We start from the raw sequence: 19,584 nt of genomic DNA on the forward strand, positions 1-19,584 counted from the left end.
GTGCGGAAGGTGCCGTGCGGCTGCTCGGGCGTGCCCTCGGAGCGGGGGAAGAACTCGTACCAGGAGCCGTACAGCGCCCGCTCCCGCTCCACCAGCAACGGCATCGGCTCACTGCTGGTGACGTGCTCGCGCAGCGGGTGGCGGGCCAGCACCTGGTCGACCTCCGGCGTGAGCGCCGCCGCCAGGCGGGCCGCCGCCGGGCGGTCCTCGTCGCGCAGGGCGTCGGCCGCGGCCAGCACCACGGCGCGCCCGTCCTCCTTCGGGATCCCGGCGGCGGCCCGCTCGTACAGCTCGGCGCCCTCCTCCAGCACCAGCCCCGGGTCGAGGCCGGCCGGAACCTTTATGCCGGCGATCCGGCGCCAGGTGGTCACCGGGTCGCCCCACGCCTCCACGCGATACGTCCAGTGGCCCACGGCGTCCGCGGTGATCTCGGCGCCCCACCGGTCCGTGCCCGGGGTGAGCTCCCGCATCGGCGTCCACGGCCCGGGGCGGCCCTCCGGATCCTTCAGGACGACATTGGCGGCGACCGCGTCGTGCCCCTCACGGAACACGGTGGCGGTGACCTCGAACGTCTCTCCCACGACCGCCTTCGCCGGCCGCTGGCCGCACTCCACGGCCGGCCGCACGTCCCGTACCGGGATCCGACCGATGGCCCGGGTCGTCCTCATGGGTCTTCACCTCCACCGTGCTCGACACCGGGCAAAGGCCCGGCCAGGGGACCAAACTGCGGCGGGAAGGTCGCTACCTTCCCGCCGGGGACCGCCGCTCGGCCGTGGGCGGGCCCCGCCGGGTCGCACCGGCCGGACGGGGCCGTTCCTTCGGCTCCGGCGGACGGGACTCCCGCAGACGGGACTCCCGCAGACGGGACTCCTGCGGACGGGACTCCTGCAAATAGGTGACGAGGTTCGTCCGCAGATACCGTTCCGCGGCATCCGCCGCCTCCCGCGCGCAGCGCTTCCCCATCAGCACGCACAGGGTGTAGCCGGAGTCCTCGAAGGTGGCCCGCACCGTGCGGTCGGTCGGTGCCGCGAGCATGACGCGTTCCCAGGCCCGGTAACGCCGCAACTGCCGGGCGACTTCGGCTTTGGCGGGTAGCAGCATGGCGCCGTTCACCTTTCGGGGCTCGATGGGGCACGTTCTCCCGACGGTCGGGCGGCGGCCGTGCGCACAGCGGGCACGGACTCCGTAACGGCGATCGAGTTCTTCACACATGGTGCACGGGTGACGACGCACCGTCTTGTTGGATCTTCAACCACCGCTGTGGGCTCAGGATTCCGTGCTCAAACACCTCAGTTGTGCGCTCGTGTTGCACGAATGGACTAGCGCCCTCACGCTGAAGGTGACTCAGAAGCGATAAGAGCTCACGTTCCGTGTTCGGGGCTCGTCCCGCAGGGGCGAGGAGGAGCGGGAGCTTCGCGGTGAGGAGCCAACCGATGAAGACCGCAGTGCCCTGCTACTACCACCTCGACGTGGAAGTCAGCCCGGAACGGGTGGGACAGGTCAGCCGCATTCTGGCCGCTCACCTGAGGTTCTGGGACCTGGAGAACCTGGTGGAGCCCGTCTGCCGCGGCGCCGAGATGCTGCTGCGGGCCATCGACGAGCACGCCACGGACAAGAACACGTCGATCGAGATGTGGTGGAACGGACAGCACCTCATCACCGCCATCGGCGACAACGACCGCGCCCTGCGCCCGGACCAGGAGCTGCGCGCCTGCCTGGAACACATCGCCCGCGAGAGCGACGGCTGGGGCTGCTGCGCCACCGAGACCGGCAGCAAGGTCATCTGGTTCTCGCAGCGCGCCCGCGCCGGCGAACGCGTCCCGCTCGTGCCGACCGCTCCGGCCCCGCACCTGCGCGAGGGCCTGGAGGTGCCCCGCGAGGTGCGGGTCGCCCAGCTGGCCGACCCGTCCAGTACGCCGGACGAGGTCCTGGAGGAGGCCCGGTGACCCGGCGGCACGAGACCCGGACAGGGGTGCCCGCGTGGAGCGGGCACCCCTACCCGCTGGGTGCGGCCTACGACGGCAAGGGCACCAACTTCGCCCTGTTCAGCGAGGTCGCCGAACGTGTCGAGCTCGTCCTCGTCGACGACGACGGCAGTCACACCCAGGTGCCGCTCACCGAGGTCGACGGCTTCGTGTGGCACGGCTACCTGCCCGGCGTGGGCCCCGGCCAGCGCTACGGCTACCGCGTGCACGGGCCGTGGGCCCCGGCGCTGGGCCACCGGTGCAACCCGGCGAAGCTGCTCCTCGACCCGTACGCCCGGGCCGTGGACGGGCAGATCGACAACCACCCCTCGCTCTACGAGCGCAACCCGGACGGCCCCGACCCGGCCGACAGCGCCGGGCACACCATGCTCGGCGTGGTCACCGACCCGGCCTTCGACTGGGGCGACGACAGCCGCCCCTGCCGGCCGTACGCCGACACCGTGATCTACGAGGCGCACGTCAAGGGCCTGACCCGCACCCACCCCGACGTCCCCGAGGAACTGCGCGGCACGTACGCCGGGCTCGCGCACCCCGCGGTCGTCGAGCACCTGACCTCGCTGGGCGTCACGGCCGTGGAACTGATGCCGGTGCACCAGTTCGTCCAGGACGGGGTGCTGATCGACCGCGGCCTGGCCAACTACTGGGGCTACAACACGATCGGCTTCTTCGCGCCCCACAACGCCTACGCCGCCCACGGCACCCGCGGCCAGCAGGTCGCCGAGTTCAAGCAGATGGTGAGAACGCTGCACGCGGCCGGGCTCGAGGTGATCCTCGACGTCGTCTACAACCACACCGCCGAGGGCAACGAGATGGGCCCCACCCTCTCCTTCCGCGGCATCGACAACTCCTCCTACTACCGCCTGGTCGACGGCGACTGGGAGCATTACTACGACACCACCGGCACAGGCAACAGCCTGCTGATGCGTCACCCGTACGTCCTTCAGCTGATCATGGACTCGCTGCGGTACTGGGTCACCGAGATGCACGTCGACGGCTTCCGCTTCGACCTCGCGGCGACCTTGGCCCGGCAGTTCCACGAGGTGGACCGGCTGTCGGCGTTCTTCGACCTCATCCAGCAGGACCCGGTGATCAGCCGCGTCAAGCTGATCGCCGAGCCGTGGGACGTCGGCGAGGGCGGCTACCAGGTGGGCAACTTCCCGCCGCTGTGGTCGGAGTGGAACGGCAAGTACCGGGACGCCGTACGGGACTTCTGGCGCGGCGAGGACCACACGCTCGGCGAGTTCGCCTCCCGGCTGACCGGCTCCTCCGACCTGTACCAGCACAGCAGGCGCCGCCCGCGCGCCAGCGTCAACTTCGTCACCGCGCACGACGGGTTCACCCTGCGCGACCTGGTCTCGTACAACGACAAGCACAACGAGGCCAACGGCGAGGGCAACCAGGACGGTGAGTCCACCAACCGCTCCTGGAACTGCGGAGCCGAGGGCGAGACCCGCAACGCCGCCGTGCTGGAGCTGCGCGCCCGCCAGCAGCGCAACTTCCTCGCCACGCTGCTGCTGTCGCAGGGCATCCCGATGCTCTGCCACGGCGACGAACTGGGCCGCACCCAGCGAGGCAACAACAACGCCTACTGCCAGGACAACGAGATCTCCTGGATCGACTGGCGTCTGACCGACGAACAGCGCTCCCTGCTGGAGTTCACCCGGTACGTCATCGGGTTGCGTACCGCCCACCCGGTGCTGCGCAGGCGCCGCTACTTCCGCGGCGAGACCGTGACCCACGCGGGGCAGCCGCTGCCCGACCTGGTGTGGCTGGCACCGGACGCCCAGGAGATGACCGACGACGACTGGCAGCGCGGTGACGCGCACTCCGTCGGCGTCTTCCTCAACGGCGACGCGATCGCCGAACCCGACCCGTGCGGCCGGCGCGTGGTGGACGACTCCTTCCTGCTGCTGCTCAACAGCCACTGGGAGCCGGTGGACTTCCGCCTGCCGGACGCCACCTACGGCGAGCGCTGGACCACGCTCATCGACACCGCGGACCCGGACAGCATCCCCGACGAGGCGGAGCACAAGGCGGGCACACGGCTGACGGTCGGCGCACGCAGCCTGGTACTGCTGTCACGGCCGTCCCGCACCGCCCGGTGAACGGGGCACGGTCGCCCGTCCGGTACGGCGCTCGGCCGCGGCCGTCGGGTCCGGCTCGGCGCGGCGCCCGGGCCACCGTGCCCGGCCCGGCTTGTGTGGTGCCTGGGCCGCCGTGCCCGGCTGGCTTGGTGTGGTGCCCCGGCCGCGCGCCCGGCCGGTTTGGTAGGGCGCCTCGGCCGCCGTGCCCGGTCCGGCTTCGTGTGTGCCCGGGCCGCCGCGCCCGGCCCGGGCGGCGGTCGTTGGCCGCAGCGCGGGGTGACCTCCCGGCCGCCGCGTCCGGTCCGGCGGCGGTCAGCGGCTGCGCGCGCCGCGACGTGTCCGTCCTCCTGCCGGGAAGCCCGGCCGGTGGCCGTCAGCGGCCGGGCCGTGGATCGGGTGAGGTCCAGTGGCCGCGCGGGGTTTGGTGAAGACCTGGTGGCCGTCAGCGGCAGCGCCGCGGATCGGGTGAGGACCAGTGCCCGCGCGCGGTTCCCGTGAGCTCAGCGGCCGCGCCGTGAGGTGACCGTGAACTGTGCGCCGTCCGGGTCGCGCAGCACGGCTTCGTCGCTGCCCTTGGACAGGACGCTGCCGCCGTGCAGTTCCGCGGCCCGGGTACAGGCCGACACGTCCGCCACGGTGAAGTGGACCTGCCAGTGCGGACGGATGGTGGGATCGGGTGCCGCCTCCAGCGCCCCCGACTCGATGCGCGCCACCACGTCACCGCGGCTGCGCAGCACCACCTCGCCGCCCTCGTACTGGACCTCGCAGCAGCCGGGGCGCTCCGACGCCCAGTCGAGGACCTCGCCGTAGAAGATGGCGGCGTCGAAGGCGTCACGTGTGTGGAGGGTGATGAAGGCCGGCTGGGCGTGCCGCCAGGTCTCCCAGTCGGTGAACAGCTCTCCCTCCCAGATCCCGAAGGTCGCCCCGTCCCGGTCGGCGAGCAGGGCCGCGCGTCCGGGCGGCAGGGAGATCGGCCCGACCGCGACCGTGCCCATGCGTTCCTGCACCCGGGCCACCGCCTCGTCCGCGCTGGGCACGGCGAAGTACGGCGTCCAGGCCACCGCCATCTGCCACATGGTGGCGACCCCGGCGATCCCGGCCACCGGCGCCCCGTCCGCCAGGGCGATCCGGAAGCGGTCGCCGAGTCGGGCCGGCCGCCACTGCCAGCCCAGTACGGCCCCGTAGAACTCCTCCGTCGCCTTCAGGTCCCGGCTGGTCAGACTCACCCAGCAGGGTGCTCCGAACACGGAGTGCGTGGACATCTTCGTAGCGGCGGGGGAGGGCTTGTCGTTCATGGCAGTCGCGTCCTGATCTCGTCGGCCGGCAGCCACCGGAGGCATGACACCAGTGTCCGACCGGAACCGCTCGTGGCGCCTGCCGAGTACCCCCGGGACGGCACCAAAACGGTGGCGGATCCTCCCGGTGGCACCGGGAAGCACGAGTGAGGACGATGGATGGGTCGGACCACGGCGCACCGGACCCGGAGGTGACCATGCCCACGGACGGGGGCTCGGAGCGGATCTTCGAGCTGGAGGAAGAGGTCCGGCAGCTGAAGGAGGCGGTCGTCTCCCATGCCGTCGTGGACCAGGCGATCGGGATGATCGTCGCGCTCGGCCGGGTGGCGCCGGATGAGGGATGGGCGGTGCTGAAGGAGGTTTCCCAGCACACGAACATCAAACTGCGTCGAGTCGCGGAACTGATTCTCGTCTGGGGGCGCACCGGTGTCATGCCCCCGCAAATACGGGCGGAACTGGAAGACGCCCTGGACCGTTTCGGTCCCACCCAGATTCCCGAGGCGCCGCCGGAGTGGTGACCCGCCCGGCGGCGCTGGGGGAAGACGCCCGGCTCAGCGGTTCTCGGTCAGCAGCTCCTCGCGCAGGTGGGCGAAGCAACTGCTGAGCAGCCGGGAGACGTGCATCTGCGAGATGCCGAGCTGCTCCGCGATGCGACTTTGGGTCATGCCCCGGAAGAACCGCAGGTAGAGGATGACCCGCTCGCGCTCGGGGAGCGCCTCCAGGCAGGGCTTGACGGCGACGCGGTTGACGATGATGTCGAAGGCAGGGTCCGGTCCGCCGATCGCGTCCCCGAGGGCGTACCCGTCCGTCCCGGGCATCTCCGCCTCCAGCGACAGCGCGGAGAAGCACTCCAGGGCCTCCATCCCGGTGCGCACCTCGCTCTCGCTCAGGTGCGCGTACTCGGCGATCTCGGCCACGGTGGGGGGCCGGCCCGGGGTGGTCTGCGACAGCTCCTTGGCGGCCTGCCGGACCCGGTTGCGCAGGTCCTGGACCCGGCGCGGGACGTGCAGCGTCCACATGTGATCACGGAAGTGGCGCTTGATCTCGCCGGTGACCGTCGGCACGGCGTACGCCTCGAAGGCGTTGCCGCGGGCCGGGTCGTAGTGGTCGACGGCCTTGACCAGGCCCAGGGCCGCCACCTGGTACAGGTCCTCGAGGGCCTCACCGCGCCCGCGGAAGCGGACGGCGATGCGCTCGGCCATCGGCAGCCATGCCTGGACCAGCTCGTCCCGCAGGGCCTTGCGCTCGGGGCCCTGGGGAAGGCGCGCGAGACGGTCGAACGCCTCGGCGGTGTCCGGGGCGTCGTCGTGGGGGTGCGGTTTGGTGCTGCCGGCGATACGCATGATGCGCACCTCCCTGAGCAGGTGCTGAGTGGACAGACACCGTGGGAAGCGCGAACTCGGACCTGGCGGAGTACGCCGGGGCCGGGTGGGCCGGCTCCCACGGGCGTGCCTCCTGTCCGAAGCACTGAGGAGCCCATTCCCGGGCGCCGTGTTCTCAAAACAAATCATGACATAGGTGGACAGGACGGTGCTGGCGGAATGCGGCGCGTGCGCGGTGTTCGTCCCGACGGCACGCACCCGAGACCTTCCCGGAAGAACTGGCCGACGCCCTCGTGACGGCCGACTTCGAGGTGCTGCTCGGGGCCGCCGCGCTCGGCACCACTGCGGCCTCCGTGCTCCTGGGCCGGCCAGACCGTTGATCTTCACCCGGGAACGTGATGTGCGGCACGCCTCGGCAAGCGCTTTCCAAACCTGTCGGCGGATTCTTCCTGCGCACGGCTTGATCACCGATCAAAAAGGGTGAACTGCCTGGCCACAGCGCATTCTGCTCATTTGACAGTGCACTGAGCGCACAGATAGGAAGCAGCTTCCAGAGGTCGAGAGGTGCACTGTGTACGAGCCGAACGTGGTCGGGGACTGGCAGGAGTACGACGAGCATGCCGGTCTGCGGGTCCGCGTCCACCGTCTGGAACTCGCCGAGCCACCGCGGGGACGTGACGACGCCGCCGAGGGGCTGACGTACTTCAGTCTCCGTGTGACGGTCGAGAACCGCGGCAGCCGTCACTTCGGCATCCACCTCGAGGACGGCCAGATCGACGTGCGGATCGGCCCCGACGGCGAGAGCGCCTTCCTGGACTGGCGCAACTCGCAGTTCATCGAGGGCTTCGACGTCTACCCGCTGCGCCGGGCCACCGCCGTGCTCTACGGGGCAGGCCCGGAGGCGTCCCTGAGCCACGTGGACGTCCAGGTCCAGCTGCGGGTCGAGGAGGAGTGGACCGACCGGCGGCTGTGGGCGGGCGGCATCGGGGTGCACGAGGGGACCGCCGGGGCCCAGCCGTGCGCGGAGCGCGAGAGCCTCGCGCACCAGGTGAGCGTCTTCCTGCGGGACCAGGCGGAGGAAGGCACCGCCTGATCCCCGTCCGGTCCCCGCCGATCCGGCGTCAGGGCGTCAGTGCGGGATGCCGTCGATGATCTCGCGGGCGCCCTGACGCAGCAGGGCCACGGCGACCGATGTGCCGAGGGTGGCCGGATCGAGCCGGCCCGCCCACTCGTGGGCGTTCAGCCGGGTCTTGCCGTCCGGGGTGAACACACAGGCCCGCAGGGACAGTTCCCCACCGCGGTCCACGCGCGCGTACCCGGCGATCGGGCTGTTGCAGTGTCCCTGCAGCACGTGCAGGAACATGCGCTCGGCGGTGGCCTCCCGGTGCGTGTCCGGGTCGCCGAGTCCGCTCACGGCGTCGATGAGGTCGGTGTCGTCCTCGCGGCACTGCAGGGCGAGGATGCCCGCTCCTATCGGCGGCATCATCGTCTCGGGGGAGAGGATCTCGCTGATCACGTCACGGCGGTCGATGCGCTCCAGGCCGGAGACCGCGAGCAGCAGCGCGTCCGCCTCGCCGGCGGCCAGCTTCTCCAGCCGCCGGTTGGCGTTGCCGCGGAACGGCACGCACTCGAGGTGCGGGTGGGTGGCGGCCAGTTGTGCGATCCGGCGCACCGAGGAGGTCCCGATCCGGGTCCCCTCCGGGAGCTCGTCCAGGGTGAGCCCGCCCGGGTGGACGAGGGCGTCGCGGATGTCGTCCCGCTTCAGGAACGCGGCGAACACCGTGCCCGCGGGGAGCGGCCGGTCGGCGGGCACGTCCTTGACGCAGTGCACCGCGAGATCGGCCTCACCGGCCAGCAGCGCGGCGTCCACCTCCTTGGTGAACGCGCCCTTGCCCTCGACCTTGGACAGATCGCCCATCCACTTGTCCCCGGTCGTCTTCACCGGGACGACCTCGGTGCGCACACCGGGATGGGCGGCGGCCAACTCGGCCCGGACACGTTCCACTTGGGCGAGCGCCATCGGCGAGTCGCGGGAGACGATGCGGATCAGTTCGGGGACGGACATGCGGACACGATAGACCCTCGCGGGACTGCCTCCGTGCCGTACCGCCCGACTCCGCCCTCCCGGGAGACCAGGCGGAGAGGAGTGGCCCGGACCGGTCGAGCACGTGCCGTACGAACGCCTCCGGCTCGTGGCCGGCGCAGCCTCGATGCCCTGTACGCCCGCTCAGGCGCGCGGTTCGCTCAGCTCCACCGCGCGCAGCGCGGCGGCCAGGGCCCGGTCGTCGCCGGTGTCGAGGGCGGTGTCGGTGAACCGCGTTGGGGGCGGTCGCCGCGTGTACCAGCATGGTCGGTTCGCCGTGGCCGTGGGTGGCGTAGCGGTGGGTCGCGGCCGGGACCTCCGGATCGGGCCAGGGGCGGAAGCGGGCTCCGGCCGCCGGTCTACGCCGTCGGCCGGAGCCCGGGTAGATCAGGTGTTCGGGTCGAAGGCGATGCCGGACGGTTTGGCCGCCGCGAGATGGGAGGCGAAACTGCCGTCCTTCAGGCCGAAGTTGGCACTGCCGAAGTCGTACGCGGTCAGCTTCTCGCGGATGCCCGCCGGGTAGCTGTTCCAGCCGACCAGCGGCGGGTACTGCCAGGTGCCCTCGTGGTTCTCCGGCGGCTCGTCGCCCGAGCCGGCCAGGCGGAAGCAGTGCGTGCTGATGCCGTCCTTGTGGTAGACGATCTTCGGGTGCGTGCCGTCGAAGCGGACCGCGGACCGGGCGTGCACGGTGAACGAGCCGTGGTTGGACGTCGAGACGTACTGCACCGTGTTGTTCTGCACCCACACCACGACGTGCTCGAAGTCGTGCCGGTGGCCGCCGATGCCGCTGCCGGCCACGGCCTGGTCCTTCTCGAAGTACAGGGCGTACATGACGGCGCACCAGCCGTTGTTGCACTTGGAGCGCGCGTAGCCGTTGGTGTTGTCGAGGTCCGAGGCATCGCGGCAGTTGCCGTTGAGGGCGCCGGTCGGGCTGAGGCCGCCGTTGACCGTGCCGTCCGGGCCGATGGCGGGTGTGGGGTAGCAGCCGTCGGTGTCGTAGTCGTACGCGGGCTGGTACGTCCGCTCCAGCGCCTCGGCGTTGGCGGGCAGTGCCGGGGGCGGCGCGGCGAACGCGGTGGCGGGGAAGGCGACGACCAGGGCGACGGCACCGGCCAGGCCGGTGAGCCATCTCCCGCGGCGGGGTCCAGGCATGCGTGACGACACTGCGTCCTCCTCTGTTTCCGGGCGCAGCCCAACGGCTGTGGGGGAAGCGGGAGTTCAGCTTCCCGGTTGAGTGCGTCCATGCCAAGAGGGGGTAGGTGTCCCCGTGGTGAAGGGCAGCCCAATAACCGGAAGTCCTGACGCCGGTTCAGGCCAGGTCGTCCGGAAGGTCGGCCGCCGCCTCCTCGGGTGCGAGGTCCGGGCGGAGCCGCACCCAGGACGGCTGGCGCAGCATCCCGTCCCGGGTGCGGGTGCTGTAGCGGACCTCGCCGACCAGCGTCGGCACCACCCAGTGCGCGCCGGGTACGGACGGCGCGGGGTCGAAGGGGCACACGTCGGTGGCGGCGGCCCGCAGCAGCGCGGCGAGTTCCGTCCGCTCGGTCTCGCTCCAGCCGGTGCCCACACCGCCGACGTACCGCAGCCGCCCGGCGGTCCGCTGACCGACCAGCACGGCGCCCGGCAGTCCGGTGAGTCGTCCCTTGCCGGGCAGCCAGCCGCCGATCAGGACGTCCTCGCCGCGCATGTTGCGGATCTTGATCCAGGCCCGGGAGCGCACCCCCGGCTCGTACACCGAGTCCAGCCGCTTGCACACCAAACCCTCCAGGCCGTGCTCACGGGTGGCGCGCAGGGCTTCGGCGCCGTGGCCGACGAGCGCGGCCGGGGTCGACCAGGACGGTCCGTCGAGGCCGAGGTCCTCCAGGGCGGCGCGGCGCCGGGTGTAGGGGAGGCGGAGCAGGGAGTTCCGGCCCAGGTGCATCAGGTCGAACAGCACCAGGTGGACGGGGACGGCCGCCGCCCGCCGGGCCGCCCTGCCGGGCGCGTGGGCCAGGCCCATGCGGGACTGCAGCAACTGGAAGTTCGCCCGGCCCTGTTCGTCCAGCGCGAGGACCTCTCCGTCCAGGACGGCGGGCGTGCTGCCGAGGGCGGTGCCGAGCGGCAGCAGTTCGGGGTACGCGGCCGTGATGTCCTGCCCGGACCGGGCGCGCAGCAGCACGCTGCCGTCCCCGGGGAGGTAGACCACCACGCGCTGGCCGTCCTGCTTGGTCTCGTAGGCCCAGCGCGCGTCCTGCGCGGCGGGCGGCAGGGTGCCGGGCGTGGCGAGCATCGGGGGGATCAGCGGCAGGTCCACGGGTGAGTTGTGGACGCGCCCGTGCGCCGCCACGCGCGTTCGGCGCCGGTTTCCCCTGAACGGCGCCACCCGGACGTCAGCGGTCGCCGGGCGACGGCGGCGTGGCCCGTACGAGGCCCGACTGGTGGGCGAGGAGGGCGAGTTGGGCAGGTTAGCGGGTGCCCAGCGGACGCGAATGGTCATGGGGTGCGGTCTTCCGGTTCCTCGGTCGGGGGGCGGGGCAGGGCCGTGGTGACTGCCAGGTGATCAGGGCAAAGAGGAGGGTTGGAAGACCGAGAACGAGGTCGGTGAGGCCGTAGCCGCCGCCCGGCGCCGGGGCGGGGGCGGCAGGCGATCGCGGTCGGCGCGGCCTGGCCGGCGACCGTGCATGGTGCGCCTACGGCGCGGCGAAGCAGCAGTCGGCAAATTACTTGAGTTAGGCAACGAGATGGTAAACTGAGCGCATGCCCACCCCACCGCTCCCCGACGTCCCCGCGTGCCCCGAAGTGATCGAGATCGAGCGAGCGCTCACCCGCATCACCTACCTGAGCACGCGCGCCCGTCGGCACGACCGGCTGATGGCCCTGGCGGGCGTGCCGCTCGACCGAGCCGCCGTCGCGCTCCTGCGGCAGATCGCCGACTCCGAGCCGCTGCGGCCGGGGGAGCTGGCCGCCCGGCTGGGCGTGGAGGCCTCGCACGTCACCCGCACGGTGCAGCAACTGCAGAAGTCCGGCTACGTCACCCGCGTCCCCGACCCCGACGACCGCCGCGCCCAGCGCATCGAGCTCACCGACGCCGGCCGGCAGGCCATCGCCCGCGTCCGCGAGGCCGGAGCCCGCGGCATGCAGATGGCGCTGGCCGACTGGTCGCCCGAGGAACTGCGGCAGCTCGCCACCCTGTTCCACCGCATGGTCGACGACTTCCTCGCGCACACCGTCGACGAGGACACCGAACCGCAGACCTCCGCCCCGGCGGCCACCTGACCCGCCCTCACCGCGCCCCGGTCCCGCGTGCGTCCACGGGCTCGGGGGCCGGTGCCCCGGGCGGGGCGGCGGGCTCGGGCAGTCCGCGCAGCAGCAGTCCGCCCAGCGCGGGCAGCGCGATCAGCGGGAGCAGCGCCGTCCGCAGCGACGTGGCGTCGGCCAGCGCGCCGACGGCCGGGGCCGCGAGCCCGCCCACGCTCACCGTCAGCCCCAGCGTGACCCCGCTCGCCGTGCCCACGCGGCGGGGCAGGAAGTCCTGGCCGAGCGTGATGTGCAGAGAGAAGGGCACGTACAGGCCCGCCGACGCCAGCGCCACGCACACGTACACCGGCCACCCCGGCACCAGCACCACCCCGGCCACGGCAAGCACCGTCAGCGCGTACGACCGGTGCACCACCGCCAGTCGCCCGTACCGCTCGGCCAGCCGCCCCCCGGCCAGCGTGCCCACCGCACCGCCGGCGTAGAGCACGCACAGCGCCGCCGTGCCGGCCGCCTCCCCGCCGCCGGTCCGCTCCCGCACGTACAGCGAGACGAACGCGCTCAGCCCGACGAAGACGACCGACCGGCAGACGACGGCACCGGAGAGCCGGACGAACGACGGCCAGTCGTCGCGACCGACGGCGACGGACGCACCGGCGGCCGGGGCACGGGGCCCGGCCGAGCGCACCGCCGCCAGGCACAGTGCCGTGCCTACGAGGGCCGGGACGATCAGCAGGGGAGAGGCGCGCAGCCCGGCCGTGGCGACGACGGCGGCGACCAGCAGCGGTGCCAGGGCGAAGCCGACGTTGCCGCCGAGGGAGAACCAGCCCATCGCCGTGTGGCTGCCGCGCGCCGCGGCGCGTGCCGCGCGGGCGGCCTCCGGATGGTAGGCGGCCACGCCGATCCCCGACACGGCCACCACCGCCAGGGTCAGCGCGTACGAGCCGGTGACTCCGCTCAGGGCGACACCGGTCCCGGCGGTCAGCGCGCTCAGCGGCAGCAGCCACGGCATGGCCCACCGGTCGGTGAGCACCCCGAACAGCGGCTGCACCAGCGACGACAGCAGCGAGGCGGCCAGAACGACGCCCGAGGCGGCGGCGTAGGAGTAGGCACGCTCGGCGACGAAGTACGGCACCAGGGCGGCGACGGCTCCCTGGTACACGTCGACGCAGGCGTGAGCGAGGGACATCAGCGGGATGGATCGGCGGGTGCGGTTCCTGGTCACCCTGCGATCCTCCGCGCGCGATGGCGGGCCCGCTTTCGATAACCTGCCGACTTGTGTCGAACATCCGCCACACGCCGAGGGCGCTTGTGCCGAACGGCCGTACGCCGCCCGGATCGCACGTCCGGCACACTCCGGCGGCGCCGACCCGAGCCCAGGAGCTGACCGCGGGCGCCCGCATCGACGCCCACCGGCACGACGAGCACCAGATCGTCTACGCGGGTGCCGGAGTCGTCGAGGTCACCACCGACGCCGGGACCTGGTTCGCGCCCGGCACCCGCGCGATCTGGGTCCCCGCCGGCACCGTGCACGCCCACCGTGCCCACGGCCGGCTCGACCTGCACCTAGTGGGCCTGCCCGCCGACGCCGGCCCGCCCGGTCTGGACGCCCCCGCCGTCCTCGCGGTCAGCCCCCTGCTGCGCGAGCTGATCCTCGCCTACACCCGCGACCCCGACGACACCTCTCCCGAACGCCGCCGCCTGCTCGCCGTCCTGCGCGACCAGCTGCGCGCCTCTCCCCAGCAGCCGCTGAGCCTGCCCACCCCCTCCGACCCGCGCCTGGCCGCGGTGTGCGCGATCCTCCACGCCGATCCGGCCGACCCGCGCACGCTCGCCGCCCTCGGTGCCGCGACGGGAGCCGGGGAGCGCACCCTCAGCCGCTTGTTCCGCCGCGAGTTCGGCATGACGTTCCCCCAGTGGCGCACGCAGGCACGCCTGTACCACGCCCTGCGGATGCTGGCCGACGGCCTGCCCGTGACCACCGTCGCCCACCGCTGCGGCTGGTCCTCCGCCAGCGCGTTCATCGCGGTCTTCCGCCGCTCGTTCGGCTGCACGCCGGGCAGCCACAGCCGGCGTTCGTGAGCGCGCCGAAGACCCGGAATCCCTACCCTGCTTACCGTCCAGTAATATCGCGCGGCAGGCCATCAGAGGAGGAACCGTGCCCCGGTCCGAACGCTCGCCCCTGCTGCTCGCCGGCCTCCTGGCCGCCGCGGGCGTCGCCCACTTCGCCGCGCCACGCCCGTTCGACGCGACCATCCCGCACAGCCTGCCCGGCTCGCCCAGGACCTGGACGTATGCGAGCGGTGCCGCCGAGCTCGCGCTGGCCGCGGGTGTGGCGCTGCCGCGGACCCGCAAGGCCGCCGCGCTGGCGGCCGCGGCGTTCTTCGTCGGGGTGTTCCCCGCCAATGTGATGATGGCCGTCGACTGGCGGCACCGCCCCGCGCCGCAGAGGGCCGCGGCGTTCGGCCGGCTGCCCCTGCAGGTGCCCCTGGTGCTGTGGGTCCGCAGCGTCGCCCGGAACGGGGAGGGCCGGTCGTGACCCGGCGGGTGGAGACCGGGGACACGGTCGAGGACTTCGCGCTGCCGGACGAGACCGGCACCGTCCGCCGCCTGTCGGAGCTGCTCGTCGACGGGCCGGTCGTGCTGTTCTTCTACCCCGCCGCGCTCACCCCGGGCTGCACCGCGCAGGCCTGCCACTTCCGCGACCTGGCCGCCGAGTTCGCCGCCGTCGGGGCGCGGCCGGTGGGCATCAGCGGGGACCCCGTCGAGCGGCAGCAGGAGTTCGCCGGTCGGCACTCCCTCGGCATGCCGCTGCTGTCCGACACCGACGGCACGGTCCGCGAGCGGTTCGGAGTGAAGCGGGGCTTCTCCCTGGCGCCCACCAAGCGCGCGACCTTCGTCATAGCGCAGGACCGCACGGTGCTCGACGTCGTCCGCAGCGAACTGCGGATGAACACGCACGCCGACCGTGCGCTTGCCGCGCTTCGCGCGCATCGGGGGTGAGCGCGCGCGGGGCCTGTGCCGGGCTGATCAGCACAGGCCCGGGGAGTGATACCCGGTCGGCCGGATGAGTCCGGGACCCGGCACTCGGCCAACCGGCAGGACGTGGACGCCGCGCTTGGCCAACCGGGAGCCGCGCTCGGCCAACCCGGAAGACGCCGGGAGCCGCGCTCGGCCAACCGGAAGACGCCGGGAGGTCAACCGGAGGACGCCGGGAGCCGCGCTCAGCCCACCGGAATGACACCGCTGCCCGCGCTCAGCCCACCGGAATGAGCGCCACCCCGGTGCTCCCGCGCGGTTGAACCGGGGCGGTAATCGGATCATTCTGGACGATATGGAGCACGCCTCCGCCGTGGCGGTCATCGACGCACGCGGCATGGTGACGGGGTGGAGCGAGGGCGCCCGGCGGCTGACGGGATACCCGGCCGAGGAGGCCGTGGGGCGGGCCGCACGGGAGCTGCTCGCCGAGGACGTGCCGCCCGCGACGGTGTCGGCGCTGGCGGGCACCGTCAGGGTTCGGCATCGCGACGGGTCCTCCGTGGCGCTCCGGCTGAGGGCGTGCGCCGTGACGGGCGCGGACGGGGCTCCGGACGGATACGTGGTCAGCGCTCTGCCGCCCGGAGAGCCGGAGACCACTCTGGCCGGCCAGGCCTTCCAGCAGGCGTCCATGTCGATGTCCGTCTTCGACACGGGCCAGCGCTACCTCAGGCTCAACGAGGTGGCCTGCCAGGTGATGGGCGTGCCGGAGGAGACCCTGCTCGGCCGGTACTTCCTGGACACCGTGGAAGACGCCGTGCACAGCCGGGGCTTCCTGCGGCATCTGCGCCAGGTCGTCGAGACGGGCAGGCCGACCCGCTACGAGAGCTTCACGGGCGCACCCGCCCTGAACCGGGAGCACGCCTGGACCACCGAGATGTGGCCGGTACGTGCCCCCTCCGGGGAACTGCTCGGCACCGCCCTGGCGGCGTTCGACAGCACCGAGCAGTACTGGGCACGGCAGCGGCTGGCCCTGCTGAACGAGGCGGCGGCCACCATCGGCACCACCCTGGACCTGGTGCGCACCGCCGAGGAACTGGTCGGGATCGTGGTGCCCCGGTTCGCCGACTTCGCCAGCGTCGACGTGCTCGACTGGGTCCTCGGCGCGGAAGAGCCGTCGATGATGCCCGACGCGGAGATCGTGCTGCGCCGGGTCGCCCACGGCTCCGTCACCGAGGGCACCCCGGAAGCGGCCGTGCACCTCGGCGAGATGGACGTCTACCCCGCGTTCTCGCCGCCCGCGCGGGCGATCCGGGAAGGCCGGGTGATCCTCAGCCAGGCGGGGGAGCCGGCGTTCATGCGGTGGGTCGCGGAACGCAACGCACGAGCCCCCGACGGACGCCCCTACCGCAGGGGTGTCCATTCGATGATGGCGGTGCCGCTGCGGGCCCGCGGCACCACGCTGGGCGTCGCGGTCGCGGTGCGCATCGCCCAGCCGGAGGACTACGGCCCCGACGACGCCGTGTTCGCGGAGGAGCTCGCCAGCCGGGCCGCCGTCTGCATCGACAACGCCCGCCGCTTCGCCCGCGAGCGGTCCACCGCGCTGGCACTGCAGCACAGCCTGCTGCCCCGCGGCCTGCCCGGACAGGCCGCCGTGGAGGTCGCCCACCGCTACCTGCCCACCGGTTCGGCGGCCGGCATCGGCGGCGACTGGTTCGACGTGATCCCGCTGTCCGGCAGCCGGGTCGCCCTGGTCGTCGGGGACGTCGTCGGCCACGGCATCCCGTCCACAGCGACCATGGGACGGCTGTGCACGGCCGTCCGCACCCTGGCCGACGTGGACCTGCCGCCCGACGAGCTCCTCACCCACCTCGACGACCTGGTCACCCACCTCGCCACCGGCGACAGCGCGGACGACGTCGCCGAACTCGGCGCCACCTGTCTCTACGCCGTGTACGACCCGGTCTCGCGCCGCCTGACCGCAGCCGCCGCCGGGCATCCCCCACCCGCCCTCGTCCTGCCCGACGGCACCACCCGCCTCGTCCCCCTGATGGCGGGGCCGCCGCTCGGCGTCGGAGGGCTGCCGTTCGAGGCGACGGAGCTCCAGCTGCCCGAGGGCTCCGTCGTCGCCCTCTACACCGACGGCCTCCTCGCGGACCGCGACCGGGACGTCGACCACACCACCGACGAGCTGTGCCGCGCCCTGACCGTGCCCGCCGACTCGCTCGACGCCCTGTGCGACACGGTGCTGAAGGCCGTCCTGCCGGAGGAGCCCAGCGACGACGTGGCGCTGCTGCTGGCCCGGACCCGGGCGCTGGGCGCGGACCAGGTCGCCACCTGGGACGTGCCGCCGGACCCCGCGCACGTGGCCGGCACCCGCCAGGCCGCCACCGCACAGCTGGCCGCGTGGGGCCTGGACGAGGCCGCCTTCGTCACCGAACTCGTCGTCAGCGAACTGGTCACCAACGCCATCCGGTACGGCGCGCCGCCCATCCAGCTCCGCCTGATCCGTGACCGCACACTCATCTGCGAGGTCTCCGACGGCAGTTCGACCTCCCCGCACCTGCGCCGGGCGCACGCCTTCGACGAGGGCGGCCGGGGACTGCTGCTGGTCGCCCAGCTCACCCAGCGCTGGGGCAGCCGGCAGACCCCCAGGGGCAAGACGATCTGGTGTGAACAGTCGCTGACGCCGTTCCCGTCGCTCCCGGGGTTCTGAGCACGCCCCCGTCGGCAGCGGGCAGCGCGTCCGGAACCCGGCCGTCGCTCACTGATCGGTGCCGTCCGCGGCGACCTGGGCGAGCGTACGGCCGGACTTCACCGAACGCGCCCGGCGCGGGTCCGGGGTGCCGTGCCCACGGGAGCCGCCCTCGGCCGTCTTCACCAGCAGCCAGGCCTCGTCGTCCCGGCCGCTCCGGAAGCGGGTGAGGGCGTACTCGCCGCGCAGTTTCGAGCCGCGCAGCCGGAACCGGGCGTGCCCGCGCTCCAGGGACTCCCCGAAGTCGACGGGCCGCCCCTCCCGGTCGTGGCTCAGTGGCTCGTACGTGCCGTGGTCCCAGACGATCACGGTGCCGCCGCCGTACTCGCCGCTCGCGATCACGCCCTCGAACTCCTCGTACTCCAGCGGATGGTCCTCCGTGGGCACGGCCAGCCGCTTGTCCTTCGGATCCGCCGAAGGGCCCTTCGGGACCGACCAGGACCTCAGTACGTCGTCCACCTGCAACCGGAAGTCGAAGTGCAGGGTGGACGCGTCATGGATCTGCACGACGAACCGGGGTCCGGCCCCCGAGGCGGTCCCGCGCCCCCGGGGCTCACCGGTCCGGTCGAAGTCACGCTTGCCGCGGTACTCCCGCAGCCGGTCCCGCTCACCCACCAGCACGTCCCTCCTGTCCCGCACACCCTGTCCCGCGAGGCCCCGGGTACCCCGCCCGACCGTCGGCAAGGGCGCGACCCGCCCCGGGCCGTATCGCCCGTCCGGCGGCACGGATAGGGTGAGGAAAGATCAACCGGACCGGTGGGGGAGGAGGGCGGCGGACGGCATGGGCAGCGCCGAGGAGCGGCAGACGACGGGACCCGCGCGTCCCACCTCGCGGGACGTCGCCCGCCTCGCGGGCGTGTCGCACACCGCGGTCTCCTTCGTGTTCAACGGCCGGGCCGAGGGCAACCTCTCGCCCGCCACCCAGGAACGCATCCGGCAGGCCGCCGCCCAGCTCGGCTACCGCCCCGACCCCGTCGCGCGCGGCCTGCGCCGCCGCCGTACGGCGGTGATCGGCCTGGTCACCGACGAGATCGCCTCCTCCCCGTTCGCCGGGCGGCTGCTGCGCGGCGCCATGGAGACCGCCTGGGCCGGTGAACACCTCGTCCTGACCGTCGACTCCGGCGGCGACCCGGCCAAGGAGGACGCGGCGGTCGCCGAACTCCTCGACCGCCGGGTGGACGGCATCATCTACGCGGCGATGTCCCTGCGCCGCGTCCGCGTCCCCGAGGGCCTGCACCGCACCCACTCCGTGCTGGCCAACTGCCTGCCCGAGGACGACTCGCTGCCCGCCGTCATCCCCGCCGAACGCGCCGGAGGCCGCACGGCGGCCCGGCTGCTGCTCGAGCAGGGGCACCGGCGGGTCGCCCTCGTCGGCGGACAGGACGACATCGCCTCGGTCGAACGGCTGCGCGGCTTCCGCGACGCACTGCGCGCCGAGGGGATCACCGTGCCCAAGGACTGGGTCGTGCGGACCGGAGGGGAGATCTCCGGCGGCTACCAGGGCGCCGCCCGGCTGCTCGACGGAGCCCCCGCCGGGCGACGCCCCACCGGGATCTTCTGCTACAACGACCGGGTCGCGGCGGGCGTCCTGCACGCCGCGACCCGGCTCGGGATACGCGTCCCCGACGACCTGTCGGTGGTGGGCTACGACGACCAGGAGCACATGGCCGCGTACCTCACCCCGCCCCTGACCACGGTCGCCCTGCCGCACCGGGCGATGGGCGAGGCCGCCGCCCGGCTGCTGCTGGACGCCATCGCCACGGGCCGGACCCCGCCCGCCACGACGCGGCGGCTGGCGTGCCCGGTGATCACCCGTGCGTCGGTGGGACCGGTTCCCCTGCCGTGAGGGCGGC

Annotated in this window: 19 protein-coding genes; 10 read left to right on the forward strand and 9 right to left on the reverse strand. The window is 73.1% G+C overall.

The window, feature by feature from the left end; translation table 11 throughout:
• Positions 1–668 (reverse strand): maltotransferase domain-containing protein (locus ACYVMZ_RS36770; protein ID WP_461087237.1); only part of this gene is annotated, 668 nt, incomplete at its 3' end.
• A 73-nt stretch (positions 669–741) separates the two neighbouring features.
• Positions 742–1,101 (reverse strand): DUF5133 domain-containing protein, encoded by a 360-nt coding sequence (locus ACYVMZ_RS36775; protein ID WP_461087238.1) that lies wholly within the window; start codon positions 1,099–1,101, stop codon positions 742–744.
• Positions 1,102–1,433: 332 nt separating this feature from the next.
• Between ACYVMZ_RS36775 and ACYVMZ_RS36780 the strand changes: the two genes are divergently transcribed.
• Together ACYVMZ_RS36780 and glgX are read left to right on the forward strand one after the other, a co-directional pair.
• Positions 1,434–1,946 carry a pep a2 gene (locus ACYVMZ_RS36780; protein WP_461087239.1) on the forward strand — a complete coding sequence of 171 codons (513 nt, stop codon included), beginning with the start codon at positions 1,434–1,436 and terminating at the stop codon, positions 1,944–1,946.
• Positions 1,943–4,090, forward strand: a complete 2,148-nt coding sequence (glgX, locus tag ACYVMZ_RS36785; protein ID WP_461087240.1) for a glycogen debranching protein GlgX — start codon at positions 1,943–1,945, stop codon at positions 4,088–4,090. Before ACYVMZ_RS36780 ends, glgX begins: the two co-directional genes overlap by 4 nt.
• A gap of 479 nt (positions 4,091–4,569) precedes the next feature.
• Here the strand turns inward: glgX and ACYVMZ_RS36790 are convergent, their stop codons facing one another.
• Complete coding sequence (locus ACYVMZ_RS36790; RefSeq protein WP_461087241.1) at positions 4,570–5,364, reverse strand: VOC family protein; 795 nt, start codon at positions 5,362–5,364, stop codon at positions 4,570–4,572.
• A 197-nt stretch (positions 5,365–5,561) separates the two neighbouring features.
• On the opposite strand from ACYVMZ_RS36790, the gene ACYVMZ_RS36795 reads away from it, so the two are divergent.
• Complete coding sequence (locus ACYVMZ_RS36795) at positions 5,562–5,882, forward strand: ANTAR domain-containing protein (RefSeq protein WP_461087242.1); 321 nt, start codon at positions 5,562–5,564, stop codon at positions 5,880–5,882.
• A 33-nt stretch (positions 5,883–5,915) separates the two neighbouring features.
• Here ACYVMZ_RS36795 and ACYVMZ_RS36800 read toward each other — a convergent pair whose 3' ends face one another.
• A complete protein-coding gene (locus ACYVMZ_RS36800) occupies positions 5,916–6,707 on the reverse strand; it encodes an RNA polymerase sigma factor SigF (protein ID WP_461087243.1) in 792 nt (263 codons plus the stop codon).
• Positions 6,708–7,257: 550 nt separating this feature from the next.
• On the opposite strand from ACYVMZ_RS36800, the gene ACYVMZ_RS36805 reads away from it, so the two are divergent.
• A complete protein-coding gene (locus tag ACYVMZ_RS36805; protein ID WP_461087244.1) occupies positions 7,258–7,779 on the forward strand; it encodes a hypothetical protein in 522 nt (173 codons plus the stop codon).
• A 36-nt stretch (positions 7,780–7,815) separates the two neighbouring features.
• On the opposite strand, the gene hemC is transcribed toward ACYVMZ_RS36805, so the two are convergent.
• From hemC to ligD, 3 genes are all read right to left on the reverse strand, one after another.
• Complete coding sequence (hemC, locus tag ACYVMZ_RS36810) at positions 7,816–8,751, reverse strand: hydroxymethylbilane synthase (protein WP_461087245.1); 936 nt, start codon at positions 8,749–8,751, stop codon at positions 7,816–7,818.
• Between the two features lie 405 nt (positions 8,752–9,156).
• Positions 9,157–9,921 carry an NPP1 family protein gene (locus ACYVMZ_RS36815; protein WP_461087246.1) on the reverse strand — a complete coding sequence of 255 codons (765 nt, stop codon included), beginning with the start codon at positions 9,919–9,921 and terminating at the stop codon, positions 9,157–9,159.
• A 157-nt stretch (positions 9,922–10,078) separates the two neighbouring features.
• Entirely contained in the window at positions 10,079–11,059 is a 981-nt protein-coding gene (gene ligD / locus ACYVMZ_RS36820; protein ID WP_461087247.1) for a non-homologous end-joining DNA ligase, read from the reverse strand.
• A gap of 443 nt (positions 11,060–11,502) precedes the next feature.
• Here ligD and ACYVMZ_RS36825 point away from each other — a divergent pair, with 443 nt between their 5' ends.
• Positions 11,503–12,021, forward strand: coding sequence for a MarR family winged helix-turn-helix transcriptional regulator (locus tag ACYVMZ_RS36825; protein WP_461087249.1), 519 nt, complete (start codon positions 11,503–11,505; stop codon positions 12,019–12,021).
• Between the two features lie 7 nt (positions 12,022–12,028).
• Here the strand turns inward: ACYVMZ_RS36825 and ACYVMZ_RS36830 are convergent, their stop codons facing one another.
• Positions 12,029–13,189, reverse strand: a complete 1,161-nt coding sequence (locus tag ACYVMZ_RS36830) for an MFS transporter (RefSeq protein ID WP_461087298.1) — start codon at positions 13,187–13,189, stop codon at positions 12,029–12,031.
• Between the two features lie 89 nt (positions 13,190–13,278).
• Between ACYVMZ_RS36830 and ACYVMZ_RS36835 the strand changes: the two genes are divergently transcribed.
• From ACYVMZ_RS36835 to ACYVMZ_RS36850, 4 genes are all read left to right on the forward strand, one after another.
• Positions 13,279–14,082, forward strand: a complete 804-nt coding sequence (locus tag ACYVMZ_RS36835) for an AraC family transcriptional regulator (RefSeq protein WP_461087251.1) — start codon at positions 13,279–13,281, stop codon at positions 14,080–14,082.
• A gap of 76 nt (positions 14,083–14,158) precedes the next feature.
• Positions 14,159–14,539: a MauE/DoxX family redox-associated membrane protein gene (locus ACYVMZ_RS36840; protein ID WP_461087253.1), complete on the forward strand. Its 381-nt coding sequence runs from the start codon at positions 14,159–14,161 to the stop codon at positions 14,537–14,539.
• The gene (locus ACYVMZ_RS36845; RefSeq protein WP_461087255.1) at positions 14,536–15,003 is read left to right on the forward strand and encodes a peroxiredoxin; all 468 of its coding nucleotides are present in this window, start codon (positions 14,536–14,538) and stop codon (positions 15,001–15,003) included. Before ACYVMZ_RS36840 ends, ACYVMZ_RS36845 begins: the two co-directional genes overlap by 4 nt.
• Positions 15,004–15,334: 331 nt before the next feature.
• The gene (locus ACYVMZ_RS36850) at positions 15,335–17,692 is read left to right on the forward strand and encodes a SpoIIE family protein phosphatase (protein ID WP_461087257.1); all 2,358 of its coding nucleotides are present in this window, start codon (positions 15,335–15,337) and stop codon (positions 17,690–17,692) included.
• 48 nt (positions 17,693–17,740) lie between these two features.
• On the opposite strand, the gene ACYVMZ_RS36855 is transcribed toward ACYVMZ_RS36850, so the two are convergent.
• Entirely contained in the window at positions 17,741–18,346 is a 606-nt protein-coding gene (locus tag ACYVMZ_RS36855) for a DNA polymerase ligase N-terminal domain-containing protein (RefSeq protein WP_461087300.1), read from the reverse strand.
• A 166-nt stretch (positions 18,347–18,512) separates the two neighbouring features.
• On the opposite strand from ACYVMZ_RS36855, the gene ACYVMZ_RS36860 reads away from it, so the two are divergent.
• On the forward strand, positions 18,513–19,577 hold the full coding sequence (locus ACYVMZ_RS36860; RefSeq protein ID WP_461087259.1) for a LacI family DNA-binding transcriptional regulator: 1,065 nt from the start codon (positions 18,513–18,515) through the stop codon (positions 19,575–19,577).
• The last annotated feature ends 7 nt before the right edge of the window (positions 19,578–19,584 follow it).

This window comes from Streptomyces deserti (assembly GCF_054782695.1).

What these genes read in the sequence shown, in the direction of transcription:
- ACYVMZ_RS36775 (WP_461087238.1), bottom strand. Translation starts at nt 1,101, where the DNA reads ATGCTGCTACCCGCCAAAGCCGAAGTCGCCCGGCAGTTGCGGCGTTAC.
- ACYVMZ_RS36780 (WP_461087239.1), top strand. Translation starts at nt 1,434, where the DNA reads ATGAAGACCGCAGTGCCCTGCTACTACCACCTCGACGTGGAAGTCAGC.
- ACYVMZ_RS36790 (WP_461087241.1), bottom strand. Translation starts at nt 5,364, where the DNA reads ATGAACGACAAGCCCTCCCCCGCCGCTACGAAGATGTCCACGCACTCC.
- ACYVMZ_RS36795 (WP_461087242.1), top strand. Translation starts at nt 5,562, where the DNA reads ATGCCCACGGACGGGGGCTCGGAGCGGATCTTCGAGCTGGAGGAAGAG.
- ACYVMZ_RS36800 (WP_461087243.1), bottom strand. Translation starts at nt 6,707, where the DNA reads ATGCGTATCGCCGGCAGCACCAAACCGCACCCCCACGACGACGCCCCG.
- hemC (WP_461087245.1), bottom strand. Translation starts at nt 8,751, where the DNA reads ATGTCCGTCCCCGAACTGATCCGCATCGTCTCCCGCGACTCGCCGATG.
- ACYVMZ_RS36815 (WP_461087246.1), bottom strand. Translation starts at nt 9,921, where the DNA reads ATGCCTGGACCCCGCCGCGGGAGATGGCTCACCGGCCTGGCCGGTGCC.
- ACYVMZ_RS36825 (WP_461087249.1), top strand. Translation starts at nt 11,503, where the DNA reads ATGCCCACCCCACCGCTCCCCGACGTCCCCGCGTGCCCCGAAGTGATC.
- ACYVMZ_RS36830 (WP_461087298.1), bottom strand. Translation starts at nt 13,189, where the DNA reads ATGTCCCTCGCTCACGCCTGCGTCGACGTGTACCAGGGAGCCGTCGCC.
- ACYVMZ_RS36850 (WP_461087257.1), top strand. Translation starts at nt 15,335, where the DNA reads ATGGAGCACGCCTCCGCCGTGGCGGTCATCGACGCACGCGGCATGGTG.
- ACYVMZ_RS36860 (WP_461087259.1), top strand. Translation starts at nt 18,513, where the DNA reads ATGGGCAGCGCCGAGGAGCGGCAGACGACGGGACCCGCGCGTCCCACC.